General features: G+C 57.1%; 13 protein-coding genes and 2 pseudogenes. 5 read left to right on the forward strand and 10 right to left on the reverse strand.

The features are described 5' to 3' along the window. Nucleotides 1-36 precede the first annotated feature (36 nt). A pseudogene (locus AT6N2_RS19715) lies at nt 37-542 on the forward strand (transposase); the annotation flags it as partial. Nucleotides 543-803: 261 nt separating this feature from the next. Here AT6N2_RS19715 and AT6N2_RS19720 read toward each other — a convergent pair. Next, complete coding sequence (locus AT6N2_RS19720) at nt 804-1,724, reverse strand: LysR family transcriptional regulator (RefSeq protein WP_209090913.1); 921 nt, start codon at nt 1,722-1,724, stop codon at nt 804-806. 234 nt (nt 1,725-1,958) lie between these two features. Between AT6N2_RS19720 and AT6N2_RS24265 the strand changes: the two are divergent. After that, nucleotides 1,959-2,165: pseudogene (locus AT6N2_RS24265) on the forward strand (nucleotidyltransferase); the annotation flags it as partial. Continuing rightward, nucleotides 2,137-2,487 (forward strand): hypothetical protein, encoded by a 351-nt coding sequence (locus AT6N2_RS19725; protein ID WP_209090914.1) that lies wholly within the window; start codon nt 2,137-2,139, stop codon nt 2,485-2,487. The pseudogene AT6N2_RS24265 and the gene AT6N2_RS19725, both read left to right, overlap by 29 nt. Before the next feature lie 707 nt (nt 2,488-3,194). Here the strand turns inward: AT6N2_RS19725 and AT6N2_RS19730 are convergent. The 4 genes from AT6N2_RS19730 to AT6N2_RS19745 form a co-directional block, all read right to left on the reverse strand. Beyond that, the gene (locus AT6N2_RS19730; protein WP_209090915.1) at nt 3,195-3,620 is read right to left on the reverse strand and encodes a hypothetical protein; all 426 of its coding nucleotides are present in this window, start codon (nt 3,618-3,620) and stop codon (nt 3,195-3,197) included. Nucleotides 3,621-4,202: 582 nt separating this feature from the next. After that, on the reverse strand, nt 4,203-4,913 hold the full coding sequence (locus AT6N2_RS19735; protein WP_209090916.1) for an autoinducer binding domain-containing protein: 711 nt from the start codon (nt 4,911-4,913) through the stop codon (nt 4,203-4,205). Continuing rightward, on the reverse strand, nt 4,910-5,674 hold the full coding sequence (locus AT6N2_RS19740) for an acyl-homoserine-lactone synthase (protein ID WP_209090917.1): 765 nt from the start codon (nt 5,672-5,674) through the stop codon (nt 4,910-4,912). The genes AT6N2_RS19735 and AT6N2_RS19740 overlap by 4 nt, the downstream gene beginning before the upstream one ends. A gap of 158 nt (nt 5,675-5,832) precedes the next feature. Continuing rightward, nucleotides 5,833-6,552 (reverse strand): LuxR family transcriptional regulator, encoded by a 720-nt coding sequence (locus AT6N2_RS19745; RefSeq protein WP_209091928.1) that lies wholly within the window; start codon nt 6,550-6,552, stop codon nt 5,833-5,835. 779 nt (nt 6,553-7,331) lie between these two features. Between AT6N2_RS19745 and AT6N2_RS19750 the strand changes: the two genes are divergently transcribed. Then, a complete protein-coding gene (locus tag AT6N2_RS19750; protein ID WP_209090918.1) occupies nt 7,332-8,066 on the forward strand; it encodes a response regulator transcription factor in 735 nt (244 codons plus the stop codon). Nucleotides 8,067-8,394: 328 nt separating this feature from the next. Further along, nucleotides 8,395-9,456: an amidohydrolase family protein gene (locus tag AT6N2_RS19755; RefSeq protein WP_337926175.1), complete on the forward strand. Its 1,062-nt coding sequence runs from the start codon at nt 8,395-8,397 to the stop codon at nt 9,454-9,456. Here the strand turns inward: AT6N2_RS19755 and AT6N2_RS19760 are convergent, their stop codons facing one another. The 5 genes from AT6N2_RS19760 to AT6N2_RS19780 all read right to left on the reverse strand — a co-directional run bounded on the left by AT6N2_RS19760 (nt 9,457) and on the right by AT6N2_RS19780 (nt 15,018). Next, nucleotides 9,457-10,797, reverse strand: coding sequence for an MmgE/PrpD family protein (locus AT6N2_RS19760; RefSeq protein ID WP_209090920.1), 1,341 nt, complete (start codon nt 10,795-10,797; stop codon nt 9,457-9,459). Nucleotides 10,798-10,808: 11 nt separating this feature from the next. Further along, a complete protein-coding gene (locus AT6N2_RS19765; RefSeq protein WP_209090922.1) occupies nt 10,809-11,906 on the reverse strand; it encodes an ornithine cyclodeaminase in 1,098 nt (365 codons plus the stop codon). A 121-nt stretch (nt 11,907-12,027) separates the two neighbouring features. Next, complete coding sequence (locus AT6N2_RS19770) at nt 12,028-13,401, reverse strand: MmgE/PrpD family protein (RefSeq protein WP_209090924.1); 1,374 nt, start codon at nt 13,399-13,401, stop codon at nt 12,028-12,030. Nucleotides 13,402-13,417: 16 nt separating this feature from the next. Beyond that, complete coding sequence (locus AT6N2_RS19775) at nt 13,418-14,371, reverse strand: carbon-nitrogen hydrolase family protein (protein WP_209090926.1); 954 nt, start codon at nt 14,369-14,371, stop codon at nt 13,418-13,420. Then, nucleotides 14,368-15,018 (reverse strand): RraA family protein, encoded by a 651-nt coding sequence (locus AT6N2_RS19780; RefSeq protein ID WP_209090928.1) that lies wholly within the window; start codon nt 15,016-15,018, stop codon nt 14,368-14,370. Before AT6N2_RS19780 ends, AT6N2_RS19775 begins: the two co-directional genes overlap by 4 nt. Nucleotides 15,019-15,041: the final 23 nt, after the last annotated feature.

Raw genomic sequence — 15,041 nt, forward strand, 5'->3', positions numbered from 1 at the left:
ACGCCCCGGCTGCGATTACACAACCCCATCAGGCTTATGTCTAACGAGTATCGACACTTTGAATTGCTGACGGGTGATGTCCGCCGCAGGCGTTGGACAACCGAGCAAAAGTTGACAATCATTGAGCAGAGTTTCGAACCCGGGGAGACGGCTTCTTCGACCGCTCGCCGTCATGGCGTCGCGCCCAATCTGCTTTATCGGCGGCGCAGGCACTTGAGCGAGGGAGGTGCTGCAGCCGTGGATTCTGACGAGCCAGTTGTCGGCAATTCCGAAGTGAAGAAGCTGGAGGATCGTGTCCGCGAGCTGGAGCGCATGCTCGGTCGCAAGACGATGGAGGTTGAAATCCTCCGCGAAGCCCTATCCAAAGCGGACTCAAAAAAACGGATATCGCGGCCGATCTTGTTGCCGAAGGACGGTTCGCGACGAAGGCCGTCGCAGACACGCTGGGCGTCTCCCGTTCAAACCTCATCGAGCGGCTGAAAGGCAAAACAAAGGCGCGTGGGCCATACCACAAGGTCGAGGATGCAGAGCTTCTGCCCGCCGCAGGCTGGTGGATCAAAGGTCAGGATGGCTGGAAACAGCAGGTCCTCCCACCTCTTCCGAGCGGGTCCTGCCGTCGGTCTCGATTCTTCGTAGGCCCTTTGTCCAAGGAATGGTCTTGGCAATGAACGGAGGCAGGGCTGCAGCGTGCGACAGACTTGCTGCTTGGTCGTCGCACACGACAAGGGGGGCTTGTTTCGGGGCGATCACAACTTTACTCCAAACGAGAAACCGTAGGACCGTCGCCATGCTGTATCGGACGTTCAATTGCGATATTGCTTACGAGCGGGCCCTTTCGCAATGTTGGCTGCTAGCTGGCGGCCGATCTCGATGATGTCATCACGATTGGCCGTTGGGTCCTGATTGCTCCAGGCCAATCCAAGGTCGATGCGCAGATCAATCTCCTCCACTGCCTTCAAACAGAAGTTCCTATTCGGCAGGTTTGCCGCCCATTCCGGAACGAACCCGACACCGACACCTGCGGAAACGAGCGCGATCAGAGAAAGCGTGTCGTCGCAGGTATAGACGATGCGGTCGGAAAGTTCATGCTCGCGAAAAGTCTCCAGAAAGTACCGCTCGGTGTAGGACAGGTTCGAACGCGAAAAGGAAATGATCTTCTGGCGGCGCAGATCTTCTAGTGTGACGCTTTGGGCTTCGGCGAGAGCATTATTCTTGGCAACGGCGAGTAAATACCGCTCCTCCGTTATCGCCTGCCATCGCAATGCGCCGTTGTTGTCCAGAGGTCGGACGAAACCGATATTGACCTGTCCGCGTTCGATGTCCCGTACGATGGAATCGGTAGTGCCATTGCGGATATGAATGCGGATATCCGGATAGCGTCGGCCAATTCGGGCAAGAAAGTCAGGCAGAACACCGAAGGTTGCCGGATGGATCGTGCCGATGGTGATCTTGCTCGCAGCCTTGCCCGCCACCGCTTGTGTGACGGCACAAGTTTCATCAACATCGCGGAGCAGTTGAACGCAGCGCTCATAGAAAACAGAACCCGCGGGTGTAAGCTGAACACGGCGCGTGGAACGGATGAGAAGGGGAACGCCGAGCTCCTTCTCGATCGCCTGGACCTGGGCCGTGACGGCGGGCTGGGCGAGGTTTAACCGGATAGAGGCGCGCCCGAAATGCAGTTCTTCCGCGACAGCAACGAATGTGCTCATTTGGCGCAAATCCATTCCAGTCCCTTTCGCCTAGCAGTATAATTAGGGTCGAGGCAGGCCTCGATTACAGGAAAGATAAAAGGCTCGGTTGCCAAGGTCCAGATGCGACATTGATAAGGCATCACTATTAATGCTTGCTGAGGGCGGTGAAGCGCCGCATAATGCAGTCGCGTTTGGGTTACATGTGGAGCAGCAATAGTCTGCCGATAGCGGCGAGAATATCTACCCGAAAGAATCGATGGTGAGACCATCAAAACGGATATCGGACATCTTCCACAGACAAAGCAGCGTGAACTGGAAAAAGTCGTCCGAATCATCCATGAAGAGTTCGCTGGCATCGTCGAGCGCTCGAAGTCCGAGGGCAAGAAGCACGGACGGATTTATCAAATTGTCCTGTTCGGCTCCTATGCCCCCGGTGCGTGGATCGATGAGCCGCACACGTCAATTACGTTTCGCCGAGGCCGAACAACGGATTTGCAGTTTCGAAGGTCAGGCTAAATACGCAGCTTTAGAGGGGTGGTGGCGCAAATCGTCCCATCGGAAACATGGTGCAGGCGGCTATTGGGTGCCTGAGGACACAGCGCTTTCCGAAGCTCTCCGCGACGAAATGGAAAATGCTAAGTGCGGCCCAATGCTGAGGCGGACGACACTCGGCCCGGAAGTTGCAGATATCGACAGTCTTGAGTTTCATACAGAGGTTCCGCGCAGACAGAAGACCGGGATAGGTCGAAAAGCCAAACCCACGGATTTCGTTTTATATCGAAGCGGGCCTTGGTGACGTGGAACTGAGAATGGAGGCCAAGGTATTTGGTTAAGGACAGAGATATTTCCGACCAGTATCTCTTTCTTCACGGCCTCGGACGGTTCTCTGATCCGAAGGAGCCATACACCGACGAGCTTGTGGCGGGATGGTGGCTTACACTGTGACCGATGATCGTAGCGTGCGGTCAGATGAAACTGACGCCGGCATGGCCGCCGCTACTCCCGTCATACCCACCTTCCATCATTCGCTCCCTTAAGGCGGCGAACCCAAGCGTTTCTGCCGGATATCATGCACTCATTCGAAGTCTCCTCCGCAGGTTGAAGACTTGGTCTTTCATTTGGTGCTTGAGTTTGACCGCCAACCAGCTGCGCGCTGACCCTGGGCATGCCATCCACTGCATGGAAACCAGACAGTCGTGAAGTGCTTCCCGGTTTTGGTCCAGCGGCGGGGTGAATCCAGCCGTCTGGCTCGACCGACCGGACAAGGTCAACCGGCTCTTGGCGGCCAGTTGGTCAAACCAATCGAATCTATAACCTCTCCGGGTATCTTGTCGTCTCTTACACCCCGCCAGGAAACGAACCTAAAAAAATACGGGCTTGTGACCTTACGCACCGCTAAACCTGCTTTCAGGCCCGCTTTGAACATCGAGCATTCAGTCAATGGGAGACAATTATCTACCCCAAAGTGAAACTTAGGGCGCTAATCGATGCGGAAACTCGCTCTTACGGCGCCTCCGTCAAGAGGCTATGATTTTGCAGATGCATTTGGCCAATCACGCGCAGAGCCGCAAACACGGGATCTATGGAAGTCGCTCCCATTAGCCATCCTGTCGAGTGGTCGTCTATCGCGCCGTTGATGTAGGCGTTGCATCCGGTGATGACGCTCCTAGTTATGTCTACGATAAGGTGAACGCCAACCGCACATCCGTAATCCCCTTCCTGTTGGGTAAGGATATCGCGGGCCAAAGCTTTTCGGTTTCGGTTAGCGGAGCGCTTCTTTTCCACGACCAGAAGGTTTTTGCGCTTCCCGACTATATGAGCGACGACGTCCGGCTGAATTCTTGTCACCAGATCGCTGTCGGCCTTGCCAGTCGCGTCCATCCATTTGCCGTCTTGCTCGCGCTTGTCCCATCCGCGTTCACGCACCACCCGCATATCGGCCAAACATCTGAGCGTAGAGGACGCTCAATAGCGCCGTCTCGTCGTTGTTAGCATAGGCGAGTTCTACCTGCTTGAGGAAACGCTTTACCGCCTCGACCAATGAGGCCAAAGTCTCCTCAACCGTCATTTCATGGCTTGCCCCCTAGGCACCATTGCGCCAGCGCCGGTGCAGGAAGTCAACCCTTTGGAGACCGCCGTTCGGTGCTTGCAATCAGAATTGCAACCGACAAGCGGCCTGTTGGTGGCTGCTTTTGATCTACCTTGCAAAGCCCCGTAGTGCACGATTTGATTGCGCGGGAAGACGCGGCTCATAGCCGACGTAACGCAGAATAGCAGACCTTCTTACAGCCCGGCAGGAAAAAATAGTACATAACAAAACACACAATTTCTTAAGTTTCGGCACCTAAGGGCGAACGGACGATCGTCCTCATCTTGTGCATTGGCAAAATTGAGCACGGCGCGGAAAAATGTCGGCTATGCTATCGGCCGACTGATCGATTTCGGTGGAGTTGATTCAGCGAACGCTGCTTAGGTTGTTATAGTGGACGAATGTCGACGACCTCGTGGTTTTTAGATCAGTTTCAACTTTGTGGCCAGTGCAGTCGTCTGCGGGAGCGTTACGGTCTTAAGTTTCCGCCGAATGTTCTTCATATGAAAATTGACAGTGTGGTGCGTCATGTTCTCAAGCAGCGCTATCTCCTGGGTCGTTTTTCCTTCAGCCGCCCATTTAAGGACGATTGACTGCCGCGCCGTCAATTCGATGGGCGGTGCTCTGGTCGACGCCGCCTCGGTTGCTTCGATGTGCTTATGGAGTAGCGCGACAGCGTTTGCACTCAGAACGGGCTGCAGTTGGTATTTGTGGGGCACGGTAACATCACCGGTGAAAAGTGAGAGGGTGAACAATTCGCTGAATGGTGCTGTCACGGGCATGCATATGCCGGCCCTTACGCCCGCTAGGTCGGCACTAGAATAGAATGCCTGAAGCTGTCCGCGTGCGCCTCTTCCCTCATTCTCAATATCAACGACAAATGGCGCCATTATTTCTCGGGCTCGAATGAGGATTGGGTCGATTTCGTCAAAACGTTCCTGCGCATATCTGTCCAGCCACTCCTCCGGGGCATTGGACAAGATGGCGTTTCCCAATCCGGGGTGACGGACGGTCACCGCGTGATAGTAGTCAAACCCAAGCTCACGGGTCAGATGATCCAGCAGTTCGGCCGTCGCCTGGCTGGTTTTCATCATGGACGTCGTATCGATTAATTTGCGCAGCCAGATTTTCATCCCAGGTCTTTTCGCCCCGCCCGGGAGTTGCACGTCTGACTGTGAGTTGCATTGCAGGTCCAGAGGTTCTTCGTTCTTCTGAGAGGCTTGATAGGATCCGCGCGTCGAGGCGTTTGCCGGTCCGTCGCTTCCGTCCGGTCAGGCAGAATGCGCCCGTACAGAGGTTGCGCAACGCGAAGGACTTTCCGCATTTGGTGAAGCGTTTCGGCTGAGACCGCGAACACGCCGCAACACACCGGGAGCCGGCCGTAACCATCGGCACGGCCAATCTCCTTCACTCTCAATCCCGCTCGCCGGTATACCCTCTCCATTGGCGGCTCGTAATTCGACACGAGTGTTTTGATGCCGTGGGCGAAGGCGCATTCAAACAACGCCAGCAAAAGGAGCCCAAACGCCCTTGATGGGCTGAGCGCCGGTTGTGACTTTTTAAGGAGGTCGACATCGAGACACATTCGCGTGCCTTCCCATGCGACTGGGGACACCATATCCTTTCCTGCCAACGTTCGACTGAACACATCCCGCAGCAATGTCGGTCCTGTTGTTGGCATGAGCCGCACCGCGCCATAGAGATGATGCTCGTCCTCGTCACACCAGACCAGGTAGACAGCGCCCAGCCCGTCATAAGCGTCCCGTTCAAGGCCGTGAGGCACATCGACCTGCCAGCCAAGGCAATCGTGAAAAACCCGTTTCCGCAATCGGAACGATTGCTCCAGCAAGCCTCCGTACCGGTCATATTGATGGGGTTGGATAAGAAGGAACACGAGCCGATCTCCGATCATCTGTCGGACACAAATTGCACGTAAATTCCGGGCTGCCCATCGCCACGCATGGGCACAAACAATTGAGGTATTGCGCCGAAAGTTAAATGTCTATGGCTGTTTATGCGATAGAGTGAAAGGGCTAGGCTCCTGCTGCAACATCAGATAGTGATCAGCCTGAACTTCATCGCCTGGACCGCGGCGGAGGAAATAGTCGCGCATCCAAGTTTTAACCGTCCTGACTTAAGGTAGCTTCGTGCAGTGTGCTCGGAAATGCCGAGGATAAGCGCGATGTCCTTATGATCCTTTCCGCGTGCCACCCACGACAGGCACTCCCGTTCACGCGCGCTAAGGCCCGGAACGGGGTCTCCTCCCTTGTGGATCTCGCTGATCGCCTTCATGTGGATCTGATATGCGAGTTCGATCCAGTCTGATCGGTTGTCTGCAACCAGTCGGTCCCACTTCTTCACGGTACCTACCGCGCTGACGGAAAAAATCGCGCGCCGGCCGACCCTGTCCGTAACGGGGATTGAGTAACCGAACTCTCCGACGCCATGTTGCCAGGCATCATCAAAGAATGCTGCAATTTCGGGCGCCATCTCGAATTCACGCCAGTCGAATGGAAGTTGCCGCAAAAAGCCCTGTTGCACGACAGGGTCAACCTGGACATATCGTTTCAGAAAATACCGTGCGATCCATTCCGGACTATAGGTGGACTGAACAAACGGTGCATCAAGATCAGTGATCACTGTTGCGGTTAGGTGGTAGGTGACGAAATCTACGTCGTAGATTTCCTGAACAGATAAAAGAGCCTCATAGACTGTGGGGGCATCTGTGATTGTCTCGATACCTTTAGCGAGAGTCGCAGATACTGTTTTCATGCGGTAAACCCTTTCCGGTGTATGGGAAAAATTCATGGTGCAGACGAGGGCATAGTTCCCATGATCGCTCAACATCAACTCGCCAGCGTTTGACGGCCGAAGCCATGGCGGGCTGTTGCCTGTCTCGACCTATCGTGCCGCTACCGGCGCGACTTTGGCGGGATGGTCGCTTCGAAACCGATACCTGCATAGCTGCGCAATTCGGTAAGCCTGGCGCTCGGTCGCCATGGCCGGTTTGTCAGAAGTCGCTTCGGTCGACCGACATGGTCTGGCAGGAGCAACCTTCCGATGCCGACGGTGCAACATCCAACCGCGCTCTCGCGACGGCGTAGCAATCAGTGTGCTGTGTCCGGTTGGTGGGGGAATCTGGTTCGGCAGCGTGAAACGTCGCCCTGCGGAGGCGTTTCTCTCTGGCAGGACGATGCGACGATATTTCAGGGATAACGACGCCATGCTTGCGATTTTGTTGCCATCCATTGGATAGGAAGCTAGTTCAACGACCTTCCCGGTCTCTTTCCTCTTCGATCTGGCCAAATGTCCGTCCTTACAATGCTTTTCTTGTGAACTGCCAACTTGTGCGGGCAGCCACCGTCTCCTCCGATACCAAAAGCGAAATTTAAAACATGTCACAATGCGCCGCGTTTGACGACTACTACTTCTAGTAGTCGATTTTGGAAAAAAATTGAGGGAAATTGATACATTAATCGTAAGAAGGGTGGTTCAAGTCGGGGAGTAATCTCCCTGCTCTCAAGGCTTGCAGCCAGCGTAAAGGACATTTCATGACAAAATTGATCCTGATCGGTTCGGTCGACGCGGACTTCTTTCTCCTCCTGTCGCATATTCTGCAAGTTGAGGGTTATCAGGTTCTGATGGCCAGAGGCGTTGAAGAGATGTCCCATCTTGCCGACGATCCCCAGGTAAAAGCCGTGCTCCTTGACTGCCGGCCTGATCCTTTTCCCGCTGTTGAGGTGTGCGCCAGGATCAAGGAAAATAATCGCACCGCGGCCGTCCCCGTTCTAGCTATCATTGGTGCGGGTGCCGAGGGGCAATACGTGGACATGCAGCGCGCTGGCGCTGACGAATGTCTCGTGCGTCCTTTTGCGCCGATCAAGCTGCTTGAATACCTGCGCAAGTCTGCGCTCAATCGGACACCGCCTCAAGCGCGAACAGGTCAGTTATCCTATGGCGGCATCGAGATCGATTTCGAGCATCATCGCGTCTCAAGAGGCGGTCACAACATCCACCTGGGGCCATTGGAATTTGCTGTCTTGTCCTTCCTGATGGAGCGACCGGCAGAGATCTGCCATCGTGAGGCACTCATGAGCGCGGTGTGGCCCCGGCTGCATCACGTCGAGGAGCGCACCCTGAACGTTCACATAGGCCGATTGCGAAGGAGACTGAAGCAGGATGGGCTTCCCGATCTGATCCGCACCGTCCGCGGTGTCGGATACATCCTGGAATCCCCTGCACGCGAGGCTCAGGACGGTTTGGGAGGCGATCGCGATGTCTCATAATCGGCTCGACAGGATCATCCTTGGTGCTTCGGTGATAACGGGAGATGGAACCACGTTTCACGAAAATGCGTCCATTGGGATAGGTGAGGGCAAAATCGTGTTCGTCCAGCCAGGGAACATATCCGTCAATCCTGTCGGGGTCGACGTCATTGACGCCTCTGGCTATACGGTCATTCCCGGCGTGATCAACGCGCATGCCCATGGCTGCGTCAGCGGCCCATCCATGCCGAGCGGGTCATCTCCTGTCGACAAGGAGCTTATTCTCTGGAACAGGAACAGGCATCTCCTCGAGGGGACGACGACATTGTTGAATGTATGCGGTCTGGCATTGCCTGAGGAGGCGTTTGCGGGCGATGCACATCCGCTAGATGTCCACATCTCCACGGCTCACACGGCATCTAATATCGAAGCGGCACTCGCAATTGACGGCGCCGGCCTCACCGAACAGCATCGACAGGCATCGATCGATGATGCTTTGTCTCAGGGAGCAAAAGCGCTCGGCGAGGTCGGCGGGGGACAGACGTTGGGCGGCGGCGCGCAGGAATACCGGTTCATTCCCGAGGCGATGAAGCGGGCGACGGGACGGGACGTCTCACCTCTGGTTTCACGTCAGTTGCGAAATGCGGTGGTCGGCCGATACCTTAGAGTCGAGGATGGAGTTCCCGACGGGGAATTGGAGGCGATTCTCGACGAAGCTGGTCTGTCAGACGTCTGCAGCGCGCAAGCCTGCCGTCAGGTCATTCTTGCCTCCGTGATGCCGTCCGTCGCTCTCGCGCTCAGAGGCTTTGGGGAAGTGGCCCGAGAAGCCGCGCGTGTGGGCTTCCCGGCGATTTTTCATAATTCGGCGCCGTCGGTCGAACGCCTGATCGAAGTCGCCGAAAAATACCCGAGCGCAAACATCGTCGCGGGTCACTCGAACCATCCCATGTTTCTGCCGGATGAATCCGTATCGTTCGCGCGCGAACTGCGAAAGCGCGGCGTCACCATTGATGTTTCGACGCTCGACAGCATCCAGACACGCTGGCGGAATAATCCGGCGAATTTCGACGCTCTAATCGAGGCGGGATGCGTCGATACGATTTCGACGGACTATGCCGGCGGCCATTGGGACGGCATCCTCGTGGCAATCCAGCGCATTGTTCGCAAAAAGCAGATGTCACCGGCTGCAGCTGTCGCTTTGGCCACCGGCAACGTTGCACGCGCCTTTCCTCAACTGGCAGGCGATCGCGGTCTGATCGAGAAGGGCAGGCGCGCGGATCTCGTGATCGTCGATCATGTTAATCTGGGACGCGTCCGCCATGTCATCATCCATGGCAAGGTTGTGGTCTGGAATGGAGCGATTGGTGGGAAGGGTTGGGCTGCTTCGGCGGCCGAGCGAGTGCGTCGATAATCACAGGTCGGCCGAAATCTCTTGCAGGAACGGCACAGGATCGCCGGATTTGAGATGATCAATCGCCCTGTCGAAATCCTCCTCGCGCGCTGCAGTCATTTTCCCGCTGCAGACCCCATGAAACTTCTTCTCGAGTTCCTCCCAAAGCATCGGCCGGCCTACATCCCCACGCGGCATGGCGGTGGTGGACGTAATTTCGCCTGAAGGAGTGGTCAACGTCACCCTCGCCAAGGTTTCTGCCGGAAATTTCTGGTCGATCTGGTCATCAACCGTCAGGGTGACGGCGCCGGTAAGGGAGCAGATGTCCCCGTCTTCGAGAAGCTGCTCATTGATGGGTGCGAGAGCGGAGGCGCCGTGACGGACCGCCGCGGCCAGACAAAACGGCAAACTGTATTGCGCCTCAACAAGAGTTTTCGGCATCACCTTGTTTTGCAGCCGCTGAGCCCATTTGAACGTTTGAACTTCAATTGACAGCACGTCTTTCGGCTCGAGTCTCCGGCTTCGCATCAGGTCCAGCGTTGCATCGATGGCCGGATGGATATAGCGGCAGCATGAATATGGCTTGAAATAGGTTCCCAGTATTTCCCAGGTCAGACCAAGTCCGCTCCTGATACGCCCCCCATTGAAATGAGATGCGTGATCGAGAATGTCTGCCGGACCCGTAAACCCCTCCTCGGCCAATTCGAGTGCGGTAAGGCCAGTAACAACGCTCCACGGGATTCCTTCTTTCGCATGATTTCCGGTGAGCTTCGAATAGCCGGAACTTCCGTTTGCGGCCTGATTGGGAGCCCAAACACCGTTGATCGCAAGGGCTTGAGCGAGATGATCCGTGCTTGTGTTAAGGATACAGCCGGCTGCAGCGACAGCGCCGTAGCCGGCCCAGAGACCGCTCTGGCGGCTTTTTATGTTGTCAGGGTTTTGTGCGGCGGCGATCCGGATGGCGATCTCGTAGCCGGCGACAATCGCAGCGACAAAGTCCTCCGGGTCGATTGTGCTGTCCGCGCAGGCGGCCAGAACAGCAGGGATAACCGCAGCACCTGGATGTCCACGCGCTGCACGATGACCGTCATCGAAATCAAGGGCGCATACAGAAGCCGAATTGGCAAAGGCGGCACCGACGGTCGATAAGCGGTCATCCGAAAACCACAGAGGTGCTGGTCCGGGGCCGAAAATTCGGGCTGCAACGAGTTTGGCGCTGGTCGATCCCGTGGTATTTTTTCCGGCGAGGGCGCACACCACGGCATCGAACAGACAGGCCAGCGCCTTGTTCCTGACCTCTACCGGCGCGCCATGGAAAACGCGGTCGGCAATGCATCCGGCGAGAAGCGTCGTTAAATACATGGGAGCATCTCTCACTGGATCGCTTCTGCAACCGGCGCTCCGCTGGCGTTATCATTTGTGACGCTAGACAAAGCCTCATAGACATGGGCGGCCACATAAAGGTCCAGCATGGGAAGGCCCACACAGGTAATGTGGACAGGTTTTTCCTTCCCGATTTCCGACGAATCCAGGATCGTCACGATTGAGCCGATACCGAGCAGGGATCCCAACTGCTCCAGCGTCGTCCCCTTTCGCGAGAAGTGAAGCGCTAGGCTTTGGGAACCACGGCGCGACACCATCGCCACGTCGTCACATAGAACGCGACCGCACCGCAGCGCCCGCTCCAGATGTGCGGGCGGGGTCTCATCTCCACCGAGATGAAGCACGGCAGCGTCGCCGATCTCACTGGCCTCGAAAACCGGCGCTTTGGCGTTCGATGCCGTAATCACAAAATCACATCGACTGAGATCGCGGTTGTCCAAAACAGGCTTGATGTCGAAGGTCACCTTCTCTCTGAGCGATCGCGCGAGCCGTATGGCAGAGTCACCTGTCCGGCTACGCACAAGGACCTCGCGGACCCTCTCCCCATGGCATCGATCGAGCGCCAGAATAATCTTCTCGGCAATTGGTCCGGCGCCAAACAGGAAGACAGACATATCCCGACGGGCCGTCAGCAATCGCTCAAGAACAAGCGTCGCATAACTCGCTGTCCGGGCGGCGGAGATGTCGGTTCCATCCAGCAGGCACAGAGGAACGAGGGTAAACTTGTCCATGAGGACAATTGTAGACCGTGAGCGTGGAAGACCAAGCTGCCGATTGAGGGCGTTTGCGCCAACGATCTTCACTGCCCCGTAGCGGCTGTTGACGCTTGAAAGGCAAGACAGCTTCCAGCCGAGGCGCTCCTCGAGCAAACCTGCCTCCTTGATCAAGGGGTGCCCGTCAGTCTCCCCGAGCGGGATGGAAAGCACCGATTTCGTGCCGTACGCGGAGCCAAGGGCAATGTCGTCCCATGCTTTCCCGGCGACCGCATGGACGATCTTTCCATCAAGCAGAACTCCATCCCTGGCGATCTCGGTCGCGGAGTAACACGGTATGTCTGACAGGCTTCGACTGATAAATCCTCGGCTCATGCGTGATCCTCCTCGAATGTCGAACGAGAGGATTTCAGCAGGAATCGCCGGGAAATAAAGCCAAGATTAGCTATCTTTTATGCAACAATATGCATTGCGGTTACATGGGACTGTCCGCAGATTAACATGAGCATCCTGGTACACGGACCGCATCCAGCAGAAACCGCAGGTCGTCTTTCAACTGCAGCTGTTTAAGGAACTGCAGCATTTTCAGCCTTCCGTTTCCGGTTAAGTGCCCCGCCGACAGGCGCAAAAACTTCTTCTCCAGGAATGAAGGCGCAAGCGGATTGGCAGCATCGCCCTTTGCAACCTCGACGGTGGTCTCCACGACCTGACCGCCGAGCAGGTGAAGACGAACCCTTGCCGCGTGGTGGTGATGCGCTCGATCGACCGACCTCAGAGGAAAGAGCCGGATTTTTCCCGTCAGCTCGCGCACTGTTCGTTCTGCAAAACGCGATGGTGCGAACCATTCCGGACCGGCCGCATGCCCGAGCACCCCCATCGCGATTGCAAACGGTGCGCTGAACTGTGCTGCCCAGATATCGCGGGGTTCGGGATCATTGAATGGAGGACGGCAGACAATCTCCGAGGCGAAGACCTCGATCCCCCTGACGTCATGACCGGTCTCTTCAATGGCTCCGAGAGCGAAAGCCTCAACAGCAGCTTCGACGCTGCTCTGAATGATCCTGCAGCAGCTGAACGCCTTGAAGCCGACGTCTCGTATCTCGTAGCGCATATCGGGACCGATCTTCAGCCGAGACAGGTCGGCGCCGTCGGCGCCCGCCATCCGCCAGAACCCGGTGTCTCCTTGGAAAACGTCGAGCGGCCCCTCAAATCCGGCACGCGCCAGAAACGCTGCATTGACACCGCCCATTGCCGCGGTCGCAAAATTGTTCTTCGCCATTGTCGGTGTGGTCCCGTAAACCGTCTTCATGACTGAAGCGACAGGAGCATTGACAGCTGCGATGGCAAAGGCATGGGCCGCTCGTCGACGATCGAGTTTCAGCAGTTTCGCCGATGCGGCGGCTGCGCCAAATATTTGCCAGGTGCCGTGGCCATGGACTGTCTTACGCGGCGTGTCGTTGACGATCGACATACCAATGCGGCACCCTACCTCATATCCGGCGACGATTGCAGCAATCAGGTCGCGCCCCGTAGAGCCCGAGCGGTTGGCAACTGCGAGCGCGGCAGCAATCACCGTCGCCCCGGGATGGCCCTTCCAGTAGATGTCATCGAGGTCGAGGGCGTTGGCCAAAGTCGCGTAATGAAATGCCTGCCAGGCGGGATCCGGACAGGGTGCCATGGTGGAACCTCCGGTGATATCCGCCAAAAGCCGTTCCAGACCCGATGCGACCGGGGTTTGATGACCGGCAAAAAAGCACCCGAGCGAGTCCATCAGGCAGAGCTTTGCTTTCTCTACCACGTCGGACGGAAGGTTCTCGAAAGTCGTATTCACGAGGTAGTCGGCAAGGGTCAGCGTTGCGGGGGCAGTCATGATGCTCACTCCACTGTCAAAATGAGGCAGGCAGGCCTGTCTTGCTGCGGCAACTCGAACATAGCCCATCGCAGACAGCATGATCGACTGCCAAATGTTGAGCTGCTGGTCCCGGCGTTTCAGCGAGACATGCCCGGGATGCCGCGGCCGGAAACTGCTGACGATGGCGCGCCATCGGAATAAGCCGACGCACATCATGTATTCGCTGGCTGTCCAGCCGTGCTGTCGCAATTCCCATCCCGTCCGAGGCGCGGGCGATGACTTGCCCCCAGGGATCGCAAACCAGCGAGTTGCCGAAACACTGCCGGGTCTCGCCACCGGCCGCGAGGTAACCGCCCCATTGGCCGCACGCGGCGAAATAGACCTGGAACTCGATGGCGCGTGCCCTGCACAGGACCTCCCAGTGATCCTTTCCGGTCTGCATCGTGAAGGCAGCCGGCAGAATAACGAGATCGACCTTGTTTTCGGCAAGTTGATCGAACAGGCGGGAAAATCGAAGGTCGTAGCAGATTGCGGCGCCGATCCGGAGGCCGCAAGCGTCATAGACGAGCAGGTCGTGCCCCGGCGCGACTGTGGCGGACTCGCGATAGGCTTTGCCGTCGGGCGCCACAATGTCGAAAAGATGAATCTTGCGGTAGCGGCCAGCCTCCTTCCCTTCGGGATCGAACACAACAGTGGTGTTGTAGATACGCTCTTCCCCGGGAACACGCTCAAGCATGCTCCCTGCGTGGAGCCATAATCCGTGCCGGCAGGCAAATTCCTGTGCCATCCGGTAAGCCGCACCGCCAGGCATATAGTCTGCTGCCGCGAGTTTTTCCGCGGCGGTACCTCCCGACCAGTCGAAATGTTCCGGCAGGACGATAAGATCCGGCACTTCCTCCTTGACGGCCTTGAGCATCAGAGCCTGCGCCTGACGCAGATTTGCCCGGCGGTCCGGCTGGGAGTTCATTTGAATGAGCGATATTTTCATTGGGAGTGCCCCTCATCATACGTGAAGATTGAATGGCCTGCCGCAAGATGGGCTCGCAGCCGTGCGGACCGTTCCTGACGCTTCAGCGCAGCCTCACCCAGGCTGCGCATTAGTGAACGGTCTGCGACGAAGATGCCGGCGTTGTCGGCGAGCACCGCGAAACCGGGAAGGACCGCCGTGCCGCCGCAGGCGACGGGAACGTTGATGGAACCACCAATCCGGAATGTCCGGTTCGTGGTTTTTGCCGAGACGCCGCGACACCAGACCGGCAGACCCGATGCGACAATTTCCTCGATGTCAGTGCACGGGCCGTCGACAATGATGGCAGCGGCGCCGCGCGCCTTTGCCGCCGTCGCGACACCGCCGCCGACACATGCGATGTCATCCCCGTCGATCCTCGAGATGACGAGGATATCGCCGGGCTGGAGAAGGTCGATCGCCTTGTAGATCACAACGCCGTCGCGGCCCGGGGCCGCGACGGTGAGGGCTTGACCGGTGACCTTCGCGGAGCAGACCGGGCGGATGCTCGTGCTGAGAAAGCCGAGATGTTCGGTATGTCCGATGGTTGCGGTCTCAACATCGCGCAGCAGGGCGCAGAGGTCCGTTGGGAGAGGGGGCTCTCCCGGTTTTGTCCGATACTGTTCCATGAATTAGGTCGCTTTGCTGGCGT

The organism is Agrobacterium tumefaciens, from assembly GCF_017726655.1.
GTDB classification, from domain to species: Bacteria; Pseudomonadota; Alphaproteobacteria; order Rhizobiales; family Rhizobiaceae; genus Agrobacterium; species Agrobacterium tumefaciens_B.

What these genes read in the sequence shown, in the direction of transcription:
- AT6N2_RS19765 (WP_209090922.1), bottom strand. Translation starts at nt 11,906, where the DNA reads ATGAGCCGAGGATTTATCAGTCGAAGCCTGTCAGACATACCGTGTTAC.
- AT6N2_RS19760 (WP_209090920.1), bottom strand. Translation starts at nt 10,797, where the DNA reads ATGTATTTAACGACGCTTCTCGCCGGATGCATTGCCGACCGCGTTTTC.
- AT6N2_RS19720 (WP_209090913.1), bottom strand. Translation starts at nt 1,724, where the DNA reads ATGGATTTGCGCCAAATGAGCACATTCGTTGCTGTCGCGGAAGAACTG.
- AT6N2_RS19775 (WP_209090926.1), bottom strand. Translation starts at nt 14,371, where the DNA reads ATGAAAATATCGCTCATTCAAATGAACTCCCAGCCGGACCGCCGGGCA.
- AT6N2_RS19735 (WP_209090916.1), bottom strand. Translation starts at nt 4,913, where the DNA reads ATGAAAATCTGGCTGCGCAAATTAATCGATACGACGTCCATGATGAAA.
- AT6N2_RS19745 (WP_209091928.1), bottom strand. Translation starts at nt 6,552, where the DNA reads ATGAAAACAGTATCTGCGACTCTCGCTAAAGGTATCGAGACAATCACA.
- AT6N2_RS19770 (WP_209090924.1), bottom strand. Translation starts at nt 13,401, where the DNA reads ATGACTGCCCCCGCAACGCTGACCCTTGCCGACTACCTCGTGAATACG.
- AT6N2_RS19780 (WP_209090928.1), bottom strand. Translation starts at nt 15,018, where the DNA reads ATGGAACAGTATCGGACAAAACCGGGAGAGCCCCCTCTCCCAACGGAC.
- AT6N2_RS19750 (WP_209090918.1), top strand. Translation starts at nt 7,332, where the DNA reads ATGACAAAATTGATCCTGATCGGTTCGGTCGACGCGGACTTCTTTCTC.
- AT6N2_RS19725 (WP_209090914.1), top strand. Translation starts at nt 2,137, where the DNA reads ATGAGCCGCACACGTCAATTACGTTTCGCCGAGGCCGAACAACGGATT.